At 60.7% G+C, this 16,263-nt stretch carries 14 protein-coding genes; 1 reads left to right on the top strand and 13 read right to left on the bottom strand.

What is annotated here, in order from left to right:
• Positions 1–9: 9 nt before the first annotated feature.
• From AVCG78_RS03275 to AVCG78_RS03265, 3 genes are all read right to left on the bottom strand, one after another.
• Complete coding sequence (locus AVCG78_RS03275) at positions 10–1,416, bottom strand: sensor histidine kinase (RefSeq protein ID WP_071204560.1); 1,407 nt, start codon at positions 1,414–1,416, stop codon at positions 10–12.
• A gap of 9 nt (positions 1,417–1,425) precedes the next feature.
• Positions 1,426–2,160: a response regulator transcription factor gene (locus AVCG78_RS03270; RefSeq protein WP_085946615.1), complete on the bottom strand. Its 735-nt coding sequence runs from the start codon at positions 2,158–2,160 to the stop codon at positions 1,426–1,428.
• Between the two features lie 113 nt (positions 2,161–2,273).
• Positions 2,274–3,824, bottom strand: coding sequence for a Do family serine endopeptidase (locus tag AVCG78_RS03265; protein ID WP_071204561.1), 1,551 nt, complete (start codon positions 3,822–3,824; stop codon positions 2,274–2,276).
• A 240-nt stretch (positions 3,825–4,064) separates the two neighbouring features.
• Between AVCG78_RS03265 and AVCG78_RS03260 the strand changes: the two genes are divergently transcribed.
• Positions 4,065–4,355 carry a hypothetical protein gene (locus AVCG78_RS03260; protein WP_139191411.1) on the top strand — a complete coding sequence of 97 codons (291 nt, stop codon included), beginning with the start codon at positions 4,065–4,067 and terminating at the stop codon, positions 4,353–4,355.
• Between the two features lie 57 nt (positions 4,356–4,412).
• On the opposite strand, the gene AVCG78_RS03255 is transcribed toward AVCG78_RS03260, so the two are convergent.
• From AVCG78_RS03255 to AVCG78_RS03210, 10 genes are all read right to left on the bottom strand, one after another.
• A complete protein-coding gene (locus AVCG78_RS03255) occupies positions 4,413–4,871 on the bottom strand; it encodes a cytochrome c-type biogenesis protein (protein ID WP_071204562.1) in 459 nt (152 codons plus the stop codon).
• On the bottom strand, positions 4,868–6,871 hold the full coding sequence (locus AVCG78_RS03250) for a heme lyase CcmF/NrfE family subunit (RefSeq protein WP_071204563.1): 2,004 nt from the start codon (positions 6,869–6,871) through the stop codon (positions 4,868–4,870). The genes AVCG78_RS03255 and AVCG78_RS03250 overlap by 4 nt, the downstream gene beginning before the upstream one ends.
• Entirely contained in the window at positions 6,868–7,317 is a 450-nt protein-coding gene (gene ccmE / locus AVCG78_RS03245; protein ID WP_015915397.1) for a cytochrome c maturation protein CcmE, read from the bottom strand. The genes AVCG78_RS03250 and ccmE overlap by 4 nt, the downstream gene beginning before the upstream one ends.
• Positions 7,314–8,462, bottom strand: coding sequence for a c-type cytochrome biogenesis protein CcmI (ccmI, locus tag AVCG78_RS03240; RefSeq protein WP_071585334.1), 1,149 nt, complete (start codon positions 8,460–8,462; stop codon positions 7,314–7,316). The genes ccmE and ccmI overlap by 4 nt, the downstream gene beginning before the upstream one ends.
• A gap of 237 nt (positions 8,463–8,699) precedes the next feature.
• Positions 8,700–9,119 (bottom strand): hypothetical protein, encoded by a 420-nt coding sequence (locus tag AVCG78_RS03235; RefSeq protein WP_071204565.1) that lies wholly within the window; start codon positions 9,117–9,119, stop codon positions 8,700–8,702.
• Between the two features lie 231 nt (positions 9,120–9,350).
• Positions 9,351–10,766, bottom strand: coding sequence for a sensor histidine kinase (locus tag AVCG78_RS03230; protein WP_015915394.1), 1,416 nt, complete (start codon positions 10,764–10,766; stop codon positions 9,351–9,353).
• Positions 10,767–11,441: a response regulator transcription factor gene (locus tag AVCG78_RS03225; protein ID WP_060715959.1), complete on the bottom strand. Its 675-nt coding sequence runs from the start codon at positions 11,439–11,441 to the stop codon at positions 10,767–10,769. It abuts the gene before it with no gap.
• A 133-nt stretch (positions 11,442–11,574) separates the two neighbouring features.
• Complete coding sequence (locus tag AVCG78_RS03220; protein ID WP_015915392.1) at positions 11,575–11,943, bottom strand: hypothetical protein; 369 nt, start codon at positions 11,941–11,943, stop codon at positions 11,575–11,577.
• Positions 11,944–12,122: 179 nt separating this feature from the next.
• A complete protein-coding gene (locus tag AVCG78_RS03215; protein WP_071204566.1) occupies positions 12,123–12,362 on the bottom strand; it encodes a hypothetical protein in 240 nt (79 codons plus the stop codon).
• 42 nt (positions 12,363–12,404) lie between these two features.
• Entirely contained in the window at positions 12,405–16,262 is a 3,858-nt protein-coding gene (locus tag AVCG78_RS03210) for a baseplate multidomain protein megatron (protein WP_071204567.1), read from the bottom strand.
• Position 16,263 lies beyond the last annotated feature (1 nt).

Here is a 16,263-nt window from a genome sequence, read left to right as displayed (position 1 = left end):
GGGAGAAGTTTATGCGGTTACACGCGGAAAGACCATGGTGGCCGTCAGTCCGGGACACTCGGAATTGGCGGTATCGGTATCGCTCAACTCCAGTCTGCCGCCATGCAGTGCCATCACCGCCTCGACCAGCGACAGGCCAAGACCGGTGCCGGGTTTGCTGCGGCTTTCATCCAGCCGCACGAAACGCTTGACGACATCTTCCCGGCGCTCCGCCGCGATGCCGGGGCCATGGTCGCAGACGCTGAGTCGGGCCTCGCCGTTCGCTGCCTTCACCAGTTCGACGCGGATTTCGCTGCCGCCTTCACCCGCATATTTGATGGCATTGTCGAGCAGGTTGAAAATCGCCTGGCCGATCAGTTCGCGATTGCCCCGCACAGTGATGCCGGGGACAATAGCGCTTGCCAGCACATAGCCCGCCTCCTCGGCCACCGGCTCGTAAAGCTCGGCGGTATCAGCGGCAATGCCGGAGGCATCAAGATCGGAAAGCTCGGCGGCAATCGAGCCTGCCTCAACGCGAGAAATCATCAACAGCGCGTTGAACGTGCGGATCAACTGATCCGATTCGCCGATAATCCCTTCCAGCGCCTGACGGCGCAGCAGGTCATCATCCTCGGCCAGCGCATCGGCGGCCTTGTTGCGCAGCCGGGTCAGCGGCGTCTTCAGATCATGCGCTATATTGTCGGAGACTTGGCGAAGGCCCTCATTGAGCTTTTCAATCCGCTCCAGCATGTCGTTCAGTGAGCGCGACAGCCGGTCGAATTCATCGCCGGAACCGGAGACCGGCAGACGCTGGCCAAGATCGCCCGCCATGATCTTCTTGCTGGCGGCAGAGACCCGATCGATGCGCTTTAGGGCATTGCGGCCAATGGCAAACCAGATCACCAAAGCCCCTGCCCCCATGATCGCCAGCGCCACCATCAGCGCCTTGCGCACCAGAATGCGGAATTTGGTCGGCTCACCCAGATCCCGCCCGACCAGAATGCGCAGCCCATTGTCCAGCGCCAGCACATTGGCAATCGCCAGATGCGGGCGGGCAGGCCCTGTTTCGGCATAGCGGTTATAAGCGAAGGGAAAATTCGTCCAGCCCTCGCGATCCAGCACGCCCGGCTCGACGGAGCTGACATTGCCCGCCAGAAACTCGCCATTTGGCCCGGCAATGACATAGAGATTGGCACCGGGCTGGCGCATGCGCCGTTCCATCAGCCGCAGCAGATTTTCGACGCCACCTTTTTCATAAGCGCGCTCGATTTCGGTCACTTCCTGTTGCAGGCTCTCTCGCGTCTGCTGATTGAGCAGCCGTTCCGAAAGCGCCGTGACATAGATCACCAGAAGAGCGGCGCAAAGCGCGAAAAGAATGATGTAAAGCGCCGAAAGCCTGACGGCGGTAGACTTGAACAGAAATCCGGCACGCGACATCAGGGTTCGTCAGCTTTCGTCTTTGATCATATAGCCGGCACCGCGCACCGTCTTCAGCAGCGGCCGGTCGAAATCCTTTTCGATCTTGGAGCGCAGCCGCGACACATGCACGTCGATGACATTGGTCTGCGGATCGAAATGATAGTCCCAGACATGTTCCAGTAGCATGGTGCGTGTCACCACCTGCCCGGCATTCTTCATCAGATATTCCAGCAGGCGGAATTCGCGGGGCTGGAGCAGGATTTCCTTGCCCGCCCGGCGCACTTCGTGGGACAGGCGGTCCAGCTCCAGATCACCGACCCGGTAAATCATGTCCTGTTCCGGCGTCCCCTTGCGTCGCCCCAGCACTTCGACCCGGGCCAGAAGCTCGGAAAAAGCATAGGGCTTGGGCAGGTAATCGTCGCCACCAGCGCGAAGGCCGGTCACCCGGTCATCCACCTGGCCAAGCGCCGACAGGATCAGCACCGGCGTATTGATACTGCGCTTGCGCAATTCTGATATCACCGACAAGCCATCGCGGCGCGGCAGCATCCGGTCGATGATCATCACATCATAGGTATTTTCGCAACCCATGAACAGGCCCGCCTCGCCATCGCTGGCGTGGTCGGCCATGATCCCCGCCTCGCGGAAGGCCTTGGTCATGTAAGCGGCGGCTTCAAGATCGTCTTCGATCACAAGTATTTTCATGCGTGCGACATTAGTGCCCGCATTGCCCGATGCACAGCCTGTTTTACCGGTTTCCATGCTTTGTCCCGTCCCGAATGCCATGATCTGCGCCTCTTCGTTCACGAAAACACATCCTGCCGGAAGATTTGGCGGCGACTGAAATGGTCCAGCCGCCGCCAGAGGCCTGATCATCAGCCCTGGTTGATCGGCAGGGCGATGAAGCGGCTGCCATTGTCGGTTTCCACCTGGAAGAGCGCCTTGGTGCGACCGTCCTTCTTGGCCTGATCAAGGATCTTCTTGACCTCGGCGGCGCTGGAGACCTGCTGGTTGTTAACGGACGTGATCTTCTGGCCGGTCTTCAGCCCCTTGTCGGCAGCGTCGGAATCCGGATCGACATTGGTGATCGTCAGGCCTTTGCCGTCATCGGCACGCTGGACAGTGACTCCGAGATTGGCAAGCGCCTGCTCGGTGGCCGGTGCGTTCTGCTCGGGCGCGCCCTGATCCTCATCACTGCTGGCCGTATCCTTTTCAGCAGGCAAGGTGCCGAGATCGACCTTGACGGCAGTCGGCTTGCCATTGCGCCAGATAGAAATATCGACCTTGGTATTGGGCGGGAAGGCAGCAATGCGCTTGGCGAGGTCACGCGGGTCCTTGACCGGATCGCCATTCACAGCGGTAATCACGTCGCCCTGCTTGATACCGGCCTTTTCACCGGGAGAACCGGTTTGCGGCTCAGCCACCAGTGCGCCCTTGGCATCGGCCAGACCGAGCGATTCGGCGATATCCTTGGTGACGGGCTGGATCTGCACGCCAAGCCAGCCGCGCTGCACTGAGCCATGCTTGATCAATTCAGCAACGACATCCTTGGCAGTCGCCGCCGGAATAGCGAAGGCGATGCCGACGCTACCGCCCGACGGCGAGAAGATCGCCGTGTTGATCCCGACCACCTTGCCGCTGAGGTTGAAGTCCGGTCCACCCGAATTACCTCGGTTTACCGGTGCGTCGATCTGGATGTAATCGTCATAAGGACCGGAGCCGATATCGCGGCCAAAGGCCGAGACGATGCCCGAGGTCACGGTTCCGCCGAGACCGAAGGGATTGCCGACGGCCACGACCCAGTCACCAACGCGGATCTTCTCGTCTTGCGCCCATTCGACATAGGTGAATTTCTTGGTCGGCTGATCGACCTTCAAAACGGCGAGGTCAGTGCGCGGGTCCTTACCGACCAGTTTGGCATCATATTCGGTGCCGTCATTCATCACCACCGTATAGGCCTGGCCATCGGAAACCACGTGATTGTTGGTCACGACATAACCGTCCTCGGAGATGAAAAAGCCCGACCCTTGGGCAATCGGACGAAGCTTGCCATGACGCTCGGCATGCGGGCCACCCTTGGGGCTTCCTGGACCACCCGGACCGCCGGGGCCTGGCATGCCCCATTCCTTAAAGAAGCGCTTCAGCGGATCGGGAAGCTGGTCGAAGTCACGACCATTGAAGGAGAAATTGCTGCCGTCCTCGGAGGCCTGCTGCACATCCGATTTGACGCGGATGGAGACGACGGCGGGCGAAACGGCACTGACCAGATCGGCAAAGCTTGGCACCTGCGGCGCCTGAACCTCGACGGGCGCGGCCAGCGCAGGCGTTACCGTCACGGCACCCGCCAGCATCAGGGCCGCCAGCCCTGCCGCGGTACCTGCCCGCAGCCTGGAGGTAACGGAGCGATTATGGAAGGATTTCGACATGGATCTCTACCTTATCTTGTTCTGGTTGGCATCGTATCGTGCGAAGACCGGAGCGACCCGGCTTCAGGCGGTGGATGACACAGATATAGGATGGATCACGTTACAACGAACTGTCCGGAACATGAAAAGTTGGTAATGCGGAAATTTACGCGCCGGAAAGGTTTTTCAATAGGTTCGATGACGGGCGCTTGATAAAGTTTGGACGGCCTTTACTCATCCTGAGCCGATCCGGGGATTTCTATGCATCGTATTCCACTCTGTTTATTCGCGGCAATACTGACCGGCTGCGCAGCCGCCCCGCACAAGGAGATTGGCGCCATTCGTTTGGTAACAGACGCCAAAGGACGTCCCGCAAAGATCTATATGGAAAAATCAACCGGTAACGCGATAACCGATCGTCGAGTCATGCTTTTCATGCGCACAACTTTCGCCAAGCGCGTGCCAGCCCCGCTTCCCAACCATGTTTATCGTCAAGGCGTGAGTGGCGTGGCGAGCGATCACCCCACAACGATCGAGATCCCGCTTTTCTGATGGGGACATATCCTTGCGTTCTGCGGCTAAACCCTGCCGGTTTTCGTGGGAACCGCCCTAGTCTTCCAAGAGCCTCTTCAATCGCGCCTCTTCATCCGCACTCAACGGCTCTGCCGCAGCCACGCGCCTGCGGCGGCGGCTATAGGCAAAGGCTACCCCTGCGCCTACCACCAAAAGCAAGCCCGGTGCGCCCCACAGAAGCAAGGTCTCTGACGTCAATCGTGGTTTCAGCAGCACGAATTCACCATAGCGCGACACCAGATAGCGGATGACATCATCATCGCTATCGCCCTTGACGATCCGTTCACGCACCAGAATCCTGAGGTCGCGGGCCAGTTCGGCATTGCTGTCATCGATGGACTGGTTCTGGCAGACCATACAACGCAATTGCGCCGACAGGTGACGGGCGCGGGCCTCCAAGGCCGGGTCTTTCAGCATTTCATCGGGATTGACGGCAAAGGCGGGCTGGACCAACAATAGCCAGAAGCCGAGGAAGATGGCAAAAAGCTCCCTCATTCCGCCGCCTCCAGGCCCTTGACGGCACCATTGGCCGCCACTGCCTTTGCCTTGCGGTTTGGAGCACCGACGCGCAAACGCCGGTCGGAGAGCGAGACGAAGCCGCCGATCATCATCACCAGCGCCCCGCCCCAGATGCAGAGAATCCAAGGCTTCCACCAGATTCGCACCACCATGCCGCCGTCGGCCATGGCATCGCCGAGCGAGACGTAGAGCTGGCTGAAGCCGAAACTGCGGATACCCGCCTCGGTGGTCGGCATGCGTCTTGCCGTATAAAGCCGCTTCGACGACCACACATCCCCCTCGGAGACCCCACCGCGCCGGATGGTGAAATGACCACGATCCTCGGTATAATTCGGTCCCTTGGCAGAACGCAGCCCGTCATAGGTCAGGGAAAAGCCCCCGGCCTCCACGGTCTGACCGGGCTTCATCTCCACCACCATTTCACTCTCAAACGTGGTGACAGCAACAATGCCCAACACAGTGACGCCGAGGCCAAAATGCGCGAGCGCCGTGCCGAAAGCCGAGCGCGGCAGACCGATCAACCGGCGGAAGGCGACGCTTGCCGTCTGCTTGCCGAAAGCCGAACGAAAAGCAAGATCGGCCAGCGCACCGAACATCAGGAAAAAGCCTGCAGCAAGCCCCAGCACGGACAGAACCGGGCCGCCATTCTGGAGATAATAGAACACAAGTCCGGCCAGAAAGGCCAGTGCCGCTGCCAGATAGAGCCGTTGCAGCGCCCCCAGCAGATCACCGCGCTTCCAGGCCAGCATCGGCCCGAATGGAACAGCGACGAGGAGCGGGATCATCAATAGGCCGAAGGTCAGGTTAAAGAAGGGTGCGCCGACCGAGATCTTCTCACCGGTCAGGGTTTCCAGCAACAGCGGATAGAGCGTGCCGATCAGCACCGTCGCGGTAGACACTGTCAGGATCAGATTGTTCAGCACCAGCGCGCCTTCGCGCGAAATCGGTTGAAACAATCCGCCCGCCTTCAGATGCGGAGCCCGCAGCATGAACAGGAACAGCGCGCCGCCGATAAACAGGATAAGGATGGCGAGAATGAAAATTCCCCGGCTTGGATCGGTGGCAAAAGCATGCACCGAGGTCAATACGCCGGATCGCACCAGGAATGTGCCAAGCAGCGACAGCGAGAAGGTGAGGATGGCGAGCAGCACCGTCCAGATTTTCAGGGCATCACGCTTTTCCATCACCAGCGCCGAATGCAACAGCGCAGTGCCTGCCAGCCAGGGCATGAAGGAGGCGTTCTCAACCGGGTCCCAGAACCACCAGCCGCCCCAACCCAGCTCGTAATAGGCCCAGTAGGAGCCCATGGCGATGCCCGCCGTCAGGAAGGTCCAGGCCGCCAGCGTCCAGGGCCTGACCCAGCGCGCCCAGGCGGCATCGATCCGCCCGTCGATCAGGGCGGCGATGGCAAAGGAAAAACAGACGGAGAAGCCGACATAGCCGAGATAAAGCAGCGGCGGATGAATGGCGAGGCCGGGGTCCTGCAAAACCGGATTGAGATCCTGCCCCTCAGCAGGGGCCGGATTGAGGCGGATGAAGGGATTGGAGGTGATCAGGATGAACAGGATGAAGGCCGTGGAAATCCAGGCCTGAACGCCGAGCACATTGGCTTTCAGCCGGTCGGGCAGATTGCTGCCGAACAGGGCGACCAGCGCCGAAAACAGCGTCAGGATCAACAGCCACAGCATCATCGATCCCTCGTGATTGCCCCAGACCGCCGAGAAACGATAGATGGCGGGCATCAGCGAATGGGAATTCTGATAGGCATTCAGCAGCGAGAAATCCGAGACCAGATAGGCATAAGCCAGCACCCCAAAGGCAAACAGCACCAGCGCAAACAGCGCATAGGTACCGGTAACCGCCGTCTGCATCATGGCGGTATCGCCTCTGCGGGCGCCCAGCATCGGCAGGACCGAGAGCAGGAGTGCGGCGGCCAGCGCCAGCACCAGCGCATAATGGCCGATCTCAATGATCATTTCGCCTCTCCCTCGCCCTTCCAGACGCCGTCCTTCTTCATCCGGTCGGCAACTTCCTTCGGCATGTAATTCTCGTCGTGCTTGGCCAGAACCGTATCGGCATCAAACAGCGTGCCGCCAGCGCCAAACACGCCCTCCGTCACCACGCCCTGCCCTTCACGAAACAGATCCGGCAGAATGCCGGTATAGGTCACCGGCACCGTGGCCGTGCCATCGGTCACGGCAAAACTGACAGTGGAGCCGGTGTCGCGTTTGACCGAGCCTTCCGCCACCAGTCCGCCCAGCCGGATGCGGGTGCCAGGACCAACCGGCGTCTTGGCGAGATCGGAGGGCATATAGAAATAGGCGATCGACTGGCCGAAAGCGAACAGAACCAGCAACACGGCCACCATGATGAAACCGACGCCCCCGGCGATGACGGCCAGACGTTTCTGCTTGCGGGTCATTTCAGCGCCTCCTCAACCGGCAATCCCAATTGCTGCGCCATGGCGATCAGCTGCTTGCCTTGCTCCCCCTCGGCTGGGAATGTCTTTAACCCGGCTTTCAAAGCTTCGAGCGCCCGCTGGTTGTCCTTCAACACCGTATAGGAGCGCACCAGCCGCACCCAGCCTTCAAAATTATTCGGATCGGCTTTCAGCTTGGCATCCAGGCTTTCAACCATGCCCTTTATCATCGCCTGACGGTCGCCGTCCGGCAAGCCCTGGGCTGCGGCCACGGTGGCAGCATCCGGATTTCCAAGGGGTGCAGGCATTGCAGCAGCATCCGCACCATTACGGGCGATATGGCGGGCGACCAGCGGCAGCCACGGCGCATTGGGCGGGGATTGGGCCGCAATCGCCTTAAAGGCGGCCAGCGCCTCGTCGCGTTTGCCGGATTGCTCCAACGCCAGCGCCAGATAATAGGCGGCACGCGGATTGTCGCGGTTCAGCGCCACGGATTGCGAAAACAGATCGCGGGCCGCATCCGTCACCACGCCGTCGCTCTGGGCAATCAGCGCTTCGCCAAGCCCGTTGAGCCGCTCGGGGCTGGCGCCCTTCAACCGGATAGCGTTGCGAAAGGCCAGTTCCGCCTCGCCCATGCGGTTTTGTTGCAGATAGATCGGGGCCAGCACATCCCAACCCGCGCCGTCTTCAGGCTTTTGCATCAGATGGCGCTCAGCCTGGGCAATCAACAGGCTCATGTCATTGCCGGGATTTTCCAACCGGGCCTGCAAAGGCTGTGATGGCAGGCCGGGACTGCCGAGCGCAAGATAAAGCCCAAGGCCGACTGCTGGCACCAGCAGAACAACGAGGGCCTGCGCCAGACCATTGCGCGAGGTTTTGCGAGGCGCACTTTTGACCGCCTGAGTTTCATCACCCTTATCGGCGGCCAGAAGGCGGCGGGCAATCTCGGCGCGGGCATAGTCCACCTGCTCGGCGGAAATCAACCCGCCCGCCCGGTCACGCTCCAGTTCCTGCAATTGATCACGATAGACGGCCATCGCACCATCGCGGGTCTCGCGCTCGCCACGCTGCTGCGCTCGCGTCAGTGGCAACAGAAAGGCTGCCGCAACGGCAAAGGTCAGAACAGCAATTTCAACCCAGAACAGCATAAGGCTCCCTAGAGTCTTTCAGCGAAACGCTGAAATGCTCTATCTCTTTTTTGTACGCATTTCCGGACGGAAAACCGTTTTACACTTTTCCTGGAAATGCTCCGAACCCGAAGGGTTCCATGACGTTTTGGAACGCCGTCCATACTATCGTGCAACTGATGACGTTTTAAACAACCGACCTTCCATCAGCCTTGACTTAAGTCAAGGGGAAGCTGCATCGACCCGCGATGATGTGATTCAGGTCAGAGGTGTCCATGTCCCGTCTTCATTGCGGCAGGCGACGCCGCGTGCCTCCACCGTCTTGCCATCGACCGTTACCTTGTGGCGATATTGGCGGCAGTTCTGATTGCCCACCTGATAAGGGGCTGCGGCCACCACTTCGCCGGAAACATCGTCATCGCGCCATGTCACGGTCTGGCCGCCGGGGGCCACTTCCAGGGCCTGATATTCGGCCGCCAGTGCCCGCTGCTTCTGGCTGTTGTCCAGTTCAGCACCGGTCCGCGACACAATGCCGCCCTGCAGCGCGTTGAGATAGAGCGAGCTTGAAGTGGTGGATTTGCCAAGCAAGCCGGTGCTGCCACCGGTCGTCTTGCAGGAGGTCAGTGCCAAGGCGCAGCCCAGCAGGCCAAATGCAAAACCGGTGCTGATCTTCCTCATAGCCTGCAATTCCAAATTCTGTTTTTCATGACATTTTGTGGGCAAACCACACGTTGCTGTAGTTTCTTATGATAAGCCCGACACCGCACGACTTTGCAAGCCGCCATTTCGATCCCTGCCATAGAGTTTGCCAACTTGACATTTGTTAAACTGGAGCGTGTCAGGAAAAATCCGAATTCGGCTTTTCAATCCGACATCCACTGGCAGACATCATCTGGCGCCAAAGCCACCTCACGCTCCGTCCCGCGACAGGGCCGGTAAAACCAGCCTGGCCAGCAGCCCCCCATTGACGCCGCGCGACAGGCCAAGCTTGCCCTGGTATTCCGAGGTTATTTCCTTGACAATCGACAGGCCTAGCCCGGTCCCGGGCTTGCTTTCGTCCAGCCGGCGACCGCGCTTCAGCGCCTCGCCGATCTGGTCCGGGTCAAGGCCCGGGCCGTCATCCTCGACGATGATTTCCAGCCAGGCCCTACGACCCGGATCGAGCCCAACCTCGCCGGTCGGCGCGATCCGGGCCGTCACCGTAACAGTGGTTTCTGAGTGCCGGGCAGCATTTTCCAGGAGATTGCCAAGGATTTCCTCGAGATCCTGGCTTTCCATCGCCAGAACCAGGCCTTGCCCCGAGGCTTGGCTCTCCAGGTGAACCTCGAACTGCTTGTCCGGATTGAGCTTGCGCATCACCCGTACCAGGCGCTCCAGAACGGGTTCCACCTCAGCGCGAGACAGCACCGATTCGCGCTGGGCAGCAATGCGGGCACGGTTGAGATAGGTGCCGACCTGGCTCTGCATGGCGGACGCCTGAGCCTTGATGACCTCGCCATGCGGTGGATCAAGCACCCGCGCCTCATTGAGCAGCACGGCAATCGGGGTCTTCAGCGAGTGGGCGAGATTGCCGACCTGCATGCGGGCGCGCTCGACAATGCGGTGGTTGCTATCGATCAGAGCGTTGATTTCATTGGCCAATGGCTCGATTTCGCGGGGGAACTCTCCCTCGATCCGCTCAGCCTCGCCGCCCCTGATGCGCTCAAGCGCCCGACGCGCCCGATCCAGCGGCTTCAGGCCGAAGATAATGGTAACGGCATTGACCAACAGGCCGCCGACCCCGAACATCGCCAGAACGGCGTAAAGCCGGTGGGAAAATCCGGTGATTTCGTCTTCCACCACTTTCAGATTGCCCGACACCCGGAACCGCGCCGCACGGCCGGATTCGTCCAGGATAACCTCGGTCTCGGCGATCCGCAGCCGGTTGCCGAAACTGTCGGTCATGCCGTAAAAACGCTCGTAATTCTGGTCGAACGGGCTTTCCTCGAAGCTCGGCACCGGCAGATTGGTCAGCCCCAGCGAGGTGGAGGCCAGCGGCGCTGCGTTGAAGGAACCGAGCGGTTCGACCAGCCAGTACCAGCCGGTTCCGGGCTGCGAAAACCTGAGATCACCGAGCGCCGGACTGCCAGACAGGCTTTCACCATCGCCGACCGTGACGGAATTGACGACATTATAGAGCTGGGCGCGCAACAGATCGTTGAAGGAGCGCTCTGCCCCCTGTCGATACAGCGCCGAAATCACCACAGCCATGGTGACCAGCGCGATGATATACCAGAGAGTGGCTGACAGCAGGACGCGAAGGGTGAGAGAGTTGACCCGGAACACCTAGCCCTCGACGCTGTCAGGCGCTTTAATCCGGTAGCCGAGACCGCGCACGGTCTCAATCATGTCCAGACCGATCTTCTTGCGCAGCCGCCCGACAAACACTTCGATCGTGTTGGAATCGCGGTCGAAATCCTGGTCATACATATGCTCGACCAGCTCGGTGCGCGACACGACCTCCCCCATGTGATGCATGAGATAAGACAGCAGCCGGAATTCATGCGAGGTGAGTTTCAGCGCCTTGCCCGAAACGGTGACCTTGGAACTCTTGGTGTCGAGCCGCACCGGCCCGCAGGCGATTTCCGACGAGGCATGGCCGGCGGCGCGGCGAATCAGCGCCCGGATGCGCGCCAGCACCTCTTCGACGTGGAAAGGCTTGGTGACATAGTCGTCGGCACCAGCGTCGATACCGGATACCTTGTCGCTCCAGCGGTCGCGGGCCGTGAGGATCAGCACCGGCATGACACGTCCGGCAGAGCGCCACTTTTCCAGAACCGTAATGCCGTCCATGGTCGGCAGACCGATATCGAGGATCACGGCGTCATAAGGCTCGGTATCACCTAGATAATGACCTTCCTCGCCATCCATGGCCTGGTCGACCACATAGCCTGCCTCCTGAAGCGCCTCGACCAGCTGGCGGTTCAGATTGACATCGTCCTCGACGACGAGAATGCGCATTCTTCACTTCTCCGTTTTGCCATGCTGGCGCCAGCCGGGCGATCCCGCGGGCAGGTCCCGAAAACCAGACCGCATGAGAAAAAATAACCAACAGATAGAAAGCCTTACACTACCCCTTGGCTCAAAACCAGCCTCAGCGGGACACCTGGACCGTCATCTTGCGAGGCCGAGCATTGTCGCCGGTGCCCGGCACGAGGATGGTAATCACGCATTGGCCGCCCGACAGCCGCACCGAGAGCAATTGCCCGCCCGCCTGCTCAACGGCCCTGAGCGCCGCCGAACGGCAATCGACCCTGCCATTGGATTTGCTGTCGTTACTGTCGGAATTGTCGTTGTTCTGATTCTGGTTCTGCGCCTGGACGATGACAGGTGCAGACGACCCGCTGGGGCCAGACAACATCTGCGACATAGGCACGGCATCGGGGACCGGCGTTGTGGTCGCCGGTACCGTCCAGGCAATAAGCCCGGCTGCGATACTGCCTATGATCGATTTGGATGCCATCAACTGCCACTCTGCCGCATTCGGTTATCGTGGTGTCAGTGTTACCGAAGAGCGGCTGAATGGCAAATGAATGCATGGTAATCTTGGCCTGTGGCACGATCTGCATGACAGATCTGCGACAGGCCAAGCATTTCAATTTATGAGATTATTGGCAGATTAGGAGCGATATCCATTGCCGTTCAGGGTTTTTCCGGGGGCGGCCGGTTCGCCTGGGGGACGATGGCGTGGCTTGCCACCAGCCGGCCATAGAGCGCAACGAGCCCGCCCACCGATCCGGCCAGCGCCACCAGTCCATCGGTCAACTGACCCTGTTCCAGAACACCAAGCTCGAACCCGCCAAGTTGCAGGCCGGACGCCAGGATAGCGACCAGCGCACCCCAGACAGTCTTGGAGAGATACCATGGTTTGCTATCATTCATGTCGATTTCCCTTGTTTTCGGTGGAGATTTTCGGGTTGAAGATCAGAAAATGAACTGTGCTTCAGCCGCGATGCCGCTGGCATGGCGGCCAATCTGGCGGACCCGGATGGAAAGCGTCGAGGGTGCCACGCCAAAATCTGTGGCCTGCAACTCGGCGCTGTAGGCATAGGCCGCAGAGGTCAGGGTGACGCTGCGCAGCACCGCCTTTCCAGCGTCGAGAATATCGAGTTGGTAGCGTTCGCTTTCCTCATCGAGCGGAATATCGGATGGCGTCCAATTATCGGCATCGGTGCGGCCGCGCCGGACCCAGCTCAGCGCAATATCGCCGCTGGGCGCGCGGCTGGCGCGCAGATGCACCGGGGAAAGCGGCGTCAACGCCCGCACGCCGCCGGAAAAGCTGACCGGCCCCTTGGCCGCAAGGCTGGTGCCTGCGGCCTCGGCGATCCAGTTCAGCGTCAGGCCGATTTCGCTATCGGCAAGGTCAAGCGCAGTCACCGCACTGTTGAGCAGAACCACCTGCGCGCCGGAGACCGCGCCTGCGGCCATGGCGTCCTCCGTGCCATAGAGGCCGCGCAACAGGCCGGACAATTGCCAGACGCCACTTTCCACCTCCTCCGCCGTCAGAAAGCCAATCACCTCCCAGACATCATTGGCGGCCTTGATCGCAAGGCGGTTATCGCCATTCAGCACCGACAGCCGCGAACCAGAGGAAAAGCTGCCATGCGACAGAGTAACGGTCAGACGATTGGCCTTATCGAACCGGCCCGACACACCCGCAGCCAATGCCGATGACAGGCTGCCGAGGGTTGCTGGGCCATCCACCACGACACGGGTCGCATAGTTCTCGGTCTCGGCGGATGACGACAGTACGATCTTGCGCCAAGGACTGGCATAGGCAGCCGCGCGCGCAAAACTGCCGTCCTCGCCATCGTCAAGGCGTGGCAGGTCCATCAGCCGCCACAGCGGCGCAAACCCGTCCGAGGCCCGCCCGCTCTGCACCCGCCCGCTGCTGGCAACCGTAATCGCGCTGGAGACCGGCGCTGCCACTTCGGTCAGTTCCAACGACAGCGTGCTGCTGTCCTCAATGCGGGTGATCAGGAACCGGCCAGATGGCCCTTCCGGCAAGGTCAGCACGTCACCGGGCTGAAGCGCCAGTTGCGAGGGCGATAGCGACAGGGTCAGGCTGCGCCGCCCGATCCGGTGATCGCGCAATTGCGTTTCAACCACGGCCAAAGCGCTCGCCTCATCCAGCACCGCCGGCAAATCACTGGACAAAAGCTTCGCGGATGTCCCCACCACGCGGCGTGAGCGGACGCTGGCATCCTCGTAATCATTGGCGGGATCGTAAAAATCCAATACGGCCTGACCGGCATAATCGGTGCTATCGCCCCGGGTCTCGGTCCAGAACGGTTCGTCTTCGGTATCGACGAAAACCCGGGTCTCGACCGCCTTCAAACTGGCGGCCTGGCGTGAGCGGAACCGCAGCACGGCACCATCCTCGATCACGTCGATCAGGAAGGCCTCGGTCAATGGCTCGATCAGGCTGCGGGCCGAGGATATATCGCCCTGCACATAGCCCGAGAGATCGCCGGTGACGGCAGAGACATCGTAATCGGTAAAGCCGCAATCTTCCAATATCGCGGCAATCACCTCAGCCAGCGTGCCGCCGCCCAGCCGCCCGTTCAGCCAATGGCCACTGCGCCAATTGTCGCCATCAGCAAACAGATCAGTATCATAGGGAAAGGCCGGAAAGGGTCGGCTGTCCCAGGTCCAGAGAAAGATATGATCGGCATCGACCATGCCAGCGGGTGCCGCCTCCCCCTGCCAATACCCCAGATGCGCTTCAAGAAACCGCCGCTGCATGGCATCCGAACGCATGCCGGAAGAGAAATACGGCAGCGCATTTTCCGAGGATTTCGGATCGGGAAACACGTTCGGCTGGTTGGCGCCACGCTCCACCGCCGGGCAGCCCAGTTCAGTAAACCAGATCGGCTTCATCTTTGGTTCCCAGGCGCTTGGCGTGGAAAGCTCAACCCCGCCGACCCTGTTGTAATGGTGGTTTTCCCACCAGGACTGAATGTCCTTGTAGCGATAGACCCAGGGCTTGCCCGCCAAACCGTCGGTAATGGCTGCGCGCTCGCGTTTCTTGCGGGCGGCAAGGCTCGGGTAATACCAGTCATAGCCCTCCCCGGCGGCGATCTGCGCCTGCATGGCGGCACAGTCATCCGCAATGGTAAACCCATCCGGATTATCGGCGGTGAAATCCGCGTCGTTCCAGTCCGAAAGCGGCATGTAATTGTCGATGCCTACAGCGTCGATGGCCGCGCAGGCCCAGAGCGGATCAAGATGGAAGAACACATCGCCGGACCCGTCATCAGGGTGATAGCCGAAATACTCGCTCCAATCGGCCCCGTAGGTCAGCTTGGTCTGGCTCCCCAGAATGGCGCGCACATCCTCAGCCAACCGCATCAAGGCGGCAACGAAGGGAAAGCTGTTGCCCGCACCGCGCAGGGTGGTCAGGCCCTTCAGCTCCGAGCCGATCACGAAACTGTCCACCCCGCCCGCGGCCTTGGCCAGCAGCGCAGAATGCAGCACCAGACGCCGATAGCCGCTGTCACGACCGTTCTTGTTGCCGGTATAAAGGATGGTGGTGCCGAGTACGAAGAAATCATCAACCGTGGTCTTGCCCATGAAGGCCTCGATAATGCCGTCCACTGCGTCCGTGCCGTCAGGCGATCCGGTAAGATCAGGGGCCGGAAAACAGGTGATACGACCGCGCCACGGATAGGCCGCCTGTTCGGTTCCGCCATAGGGATCGGCCAAGCCGTTGCCGGAGGGAATATCCATCATCACGAAGGGATAGAGGCAGGTGGCAATGCCCCGGCTGTTGAGATCCTTGATCGCTTCGATAACGCTTTTATCACTGGGCGTGCCGCCATAGGCCGGGCCACCGCCGCTCTGGCTGACCAGCCGGGCCTGTGAGCGCCCGATGCCGGCCACGCTCCAGCCCCGACTTTCATCGCGCCGTGTCGCCACTTCGACGCCCGGCAGGACGGCACATTGATCGGCCCGCAGATCGGTGCCGAACCAGCTGACAACAAGCGCGGCACGGACGAGATTGGGACATACCGCCTGCAACTCATCCAGCGAAGCTTGCCAGTCAGTGGCGGCCACCAGCGTATTGCGGTTGATGATCCGCTCTTCGCCATCGCCGGTTTCCTCGGTAATGGCTGTGGTGGCATAGCCATGTTCGGTAGCGCCGGGAATGATGGTCACGGCCCTGACCTGGCTTTCCAGCGCGCCCAACGGGCGGATTATCTCAAATTGCAGCACGGGGAGACGGTTGCCGTAATCGTCAAGCGGCAGGCGCTCGAACACCACATAGGCGACGCCGCGATAGGCGGGCGCATTGCCCTCGCCCTGCTTGGCGGCAATCAGCGGATCGACGCCCTGATCCTCACTGCCCGGATAAAAGCGCATCTCAACCTCGGTCAGATCCACTTCCTCGCCATCGGCCCAGACCCGGCGGATGGCCGCCACCGGTCCCTCGCACAAAGCCAGCGCCAGATTGCCGTAATAATCGTAACTCTTGGTCTTGTTGCCGGTGGATTTACTGCCGGAGGTCTCGGTGGTGGTCTTTTCCTCAAACCGCGTCGCCCAGATCAGCGTGCCGCCGATGCGCACCGTGCCATAGGCCCGGTTCAGCGCCGTGCCTTCGCTGGCCCCGCCGATCCGCGCCGACGACAGATGCGAACCTGTCGTGGTGGAGCTGCCGTTGATCAGCGCCTGATCGACCATATTGCCGGCCAGCGACCCCACGGCGCGGCCCAACATGGTGCCAACAGGCCCGAATATGCTACCGATGGCCGCACCGGCTGCCTGAAAAACAAGAGTTGCCATC

The organism is Gillisella vitis, from assembly GCF_021559775.1.
GTDB lineage: Bacteria > Pseudomonadota > Alphaproteobacteria > Rhizobiales > Rhizobiaceae > Allorhizobium > Allorhizobium ampelinum.
Note: the sequence above shows the minus strand (reverse complement) of the source record. Positions and strands in the feature narration are given on the sequence as shown.

What these genes read in the sequence shown, in the direction of transcription:
- AVCG78_RS03275 (WP_071204560.1), bottom strand. Translation starts at nt 1,416, where the DNA reads ATGTCGCGTGCCGGATTTCTGTTCAAGTCTACCGCCGTCAGGCTTTCG.
- AVCG78_RS03270 (WP_085946615.1), bottom strand. Translation starts at nt 2,160, where the DNA reads ATGGAAACCGGTAAAACAGGCTGTGCATCGGGCAATGCGGGCACTAAT.
- AVCG78_RS03265 (WP_071204561.1), bottom strand. Translation starts at nt 3,824, where the DNA reads ATGTCGAAATCCTTCCATAATCGCTCCGTTACCTCCAGGCTGCGGGCA.
- AVCG78_RS03260 (WP_139191411.1), top strand. Translation starts at nt 4,065, where the DNA reads ATGCATCGTATTCCACTCTGTTTATTCGCGGCAATACTGACCGGCTGC.
- AVCG78_RS03255 (WP_071204562.1), bottom strand. Translation starts at nt 4,871, where the DNA reads ATGAGGGAGCTTTTTGCCATCTTCCTCGGCTTCTGGCTATTGTTGGTC.
- AVCG78_RS03250 (WP_071204563.1), bottom strand. Translation starts at nt 6,871, where the DNA reads ATGATCATTGAGATCGGCCATTATGCGCTGGTGCTGGCGCTGGCCGCC.
- ccmE (WP_015915397.1), bottom strand. Translation starts at nt 7,317, where the DNA reads ATGACCCGCAAGCAGAAACGTCTGGCCGTCATCGCCGGGGGCGTCGGT.
- ccmI (WP_071585334.1), bottom strand. Translation starts at nt 8,462, where the DNA reads ATGCTGTTCTGGGTTGAAATTGCTGTTCTGACCTTTGCCGTTGCGGCA.
- AVCG78_RS03235 (WP_071204565.1), bottom strand. Translation starts at nt 9,119, where the DNA reads ATGAGGAAGATCAGCACCGGTTTTGCATTTGGCCTGCTGGGCTGCGCC.
- AVCG78_RS03225 (WP_060715959.1), bottom strand. Translation starts at nt 11,441, where the DNA reads ATGCGCATTCTCGTCGTCGAGGACGATGTCAATCTGAACCGCCAGCTG.
- AVCG78_RS03220 (WP_015915392.1), bottom strand. Translation starts at nt 11,943, where the DNA reads ATGGCATCCAAATCGATCATAGGCAGTATCGCAGCCGGGCTTATTGCC.
- AVCG78_RS03215 (WP_071204566.1), bottom strand. Translation starts at nt 12,362, where the DNA reads ATGAATGATAGCAAACCATGGTATCTCTCCAAGACTGTCTGGGGTGCG.
- AVCG78_RS03210 (WP_071204567.1), bottom strand. Translation starts at nt 16,262, where the DNA reads ATGGCAACTCTTGTTTTTCAGGCAGCCGGTGCGGCCATCGGTAGCATA.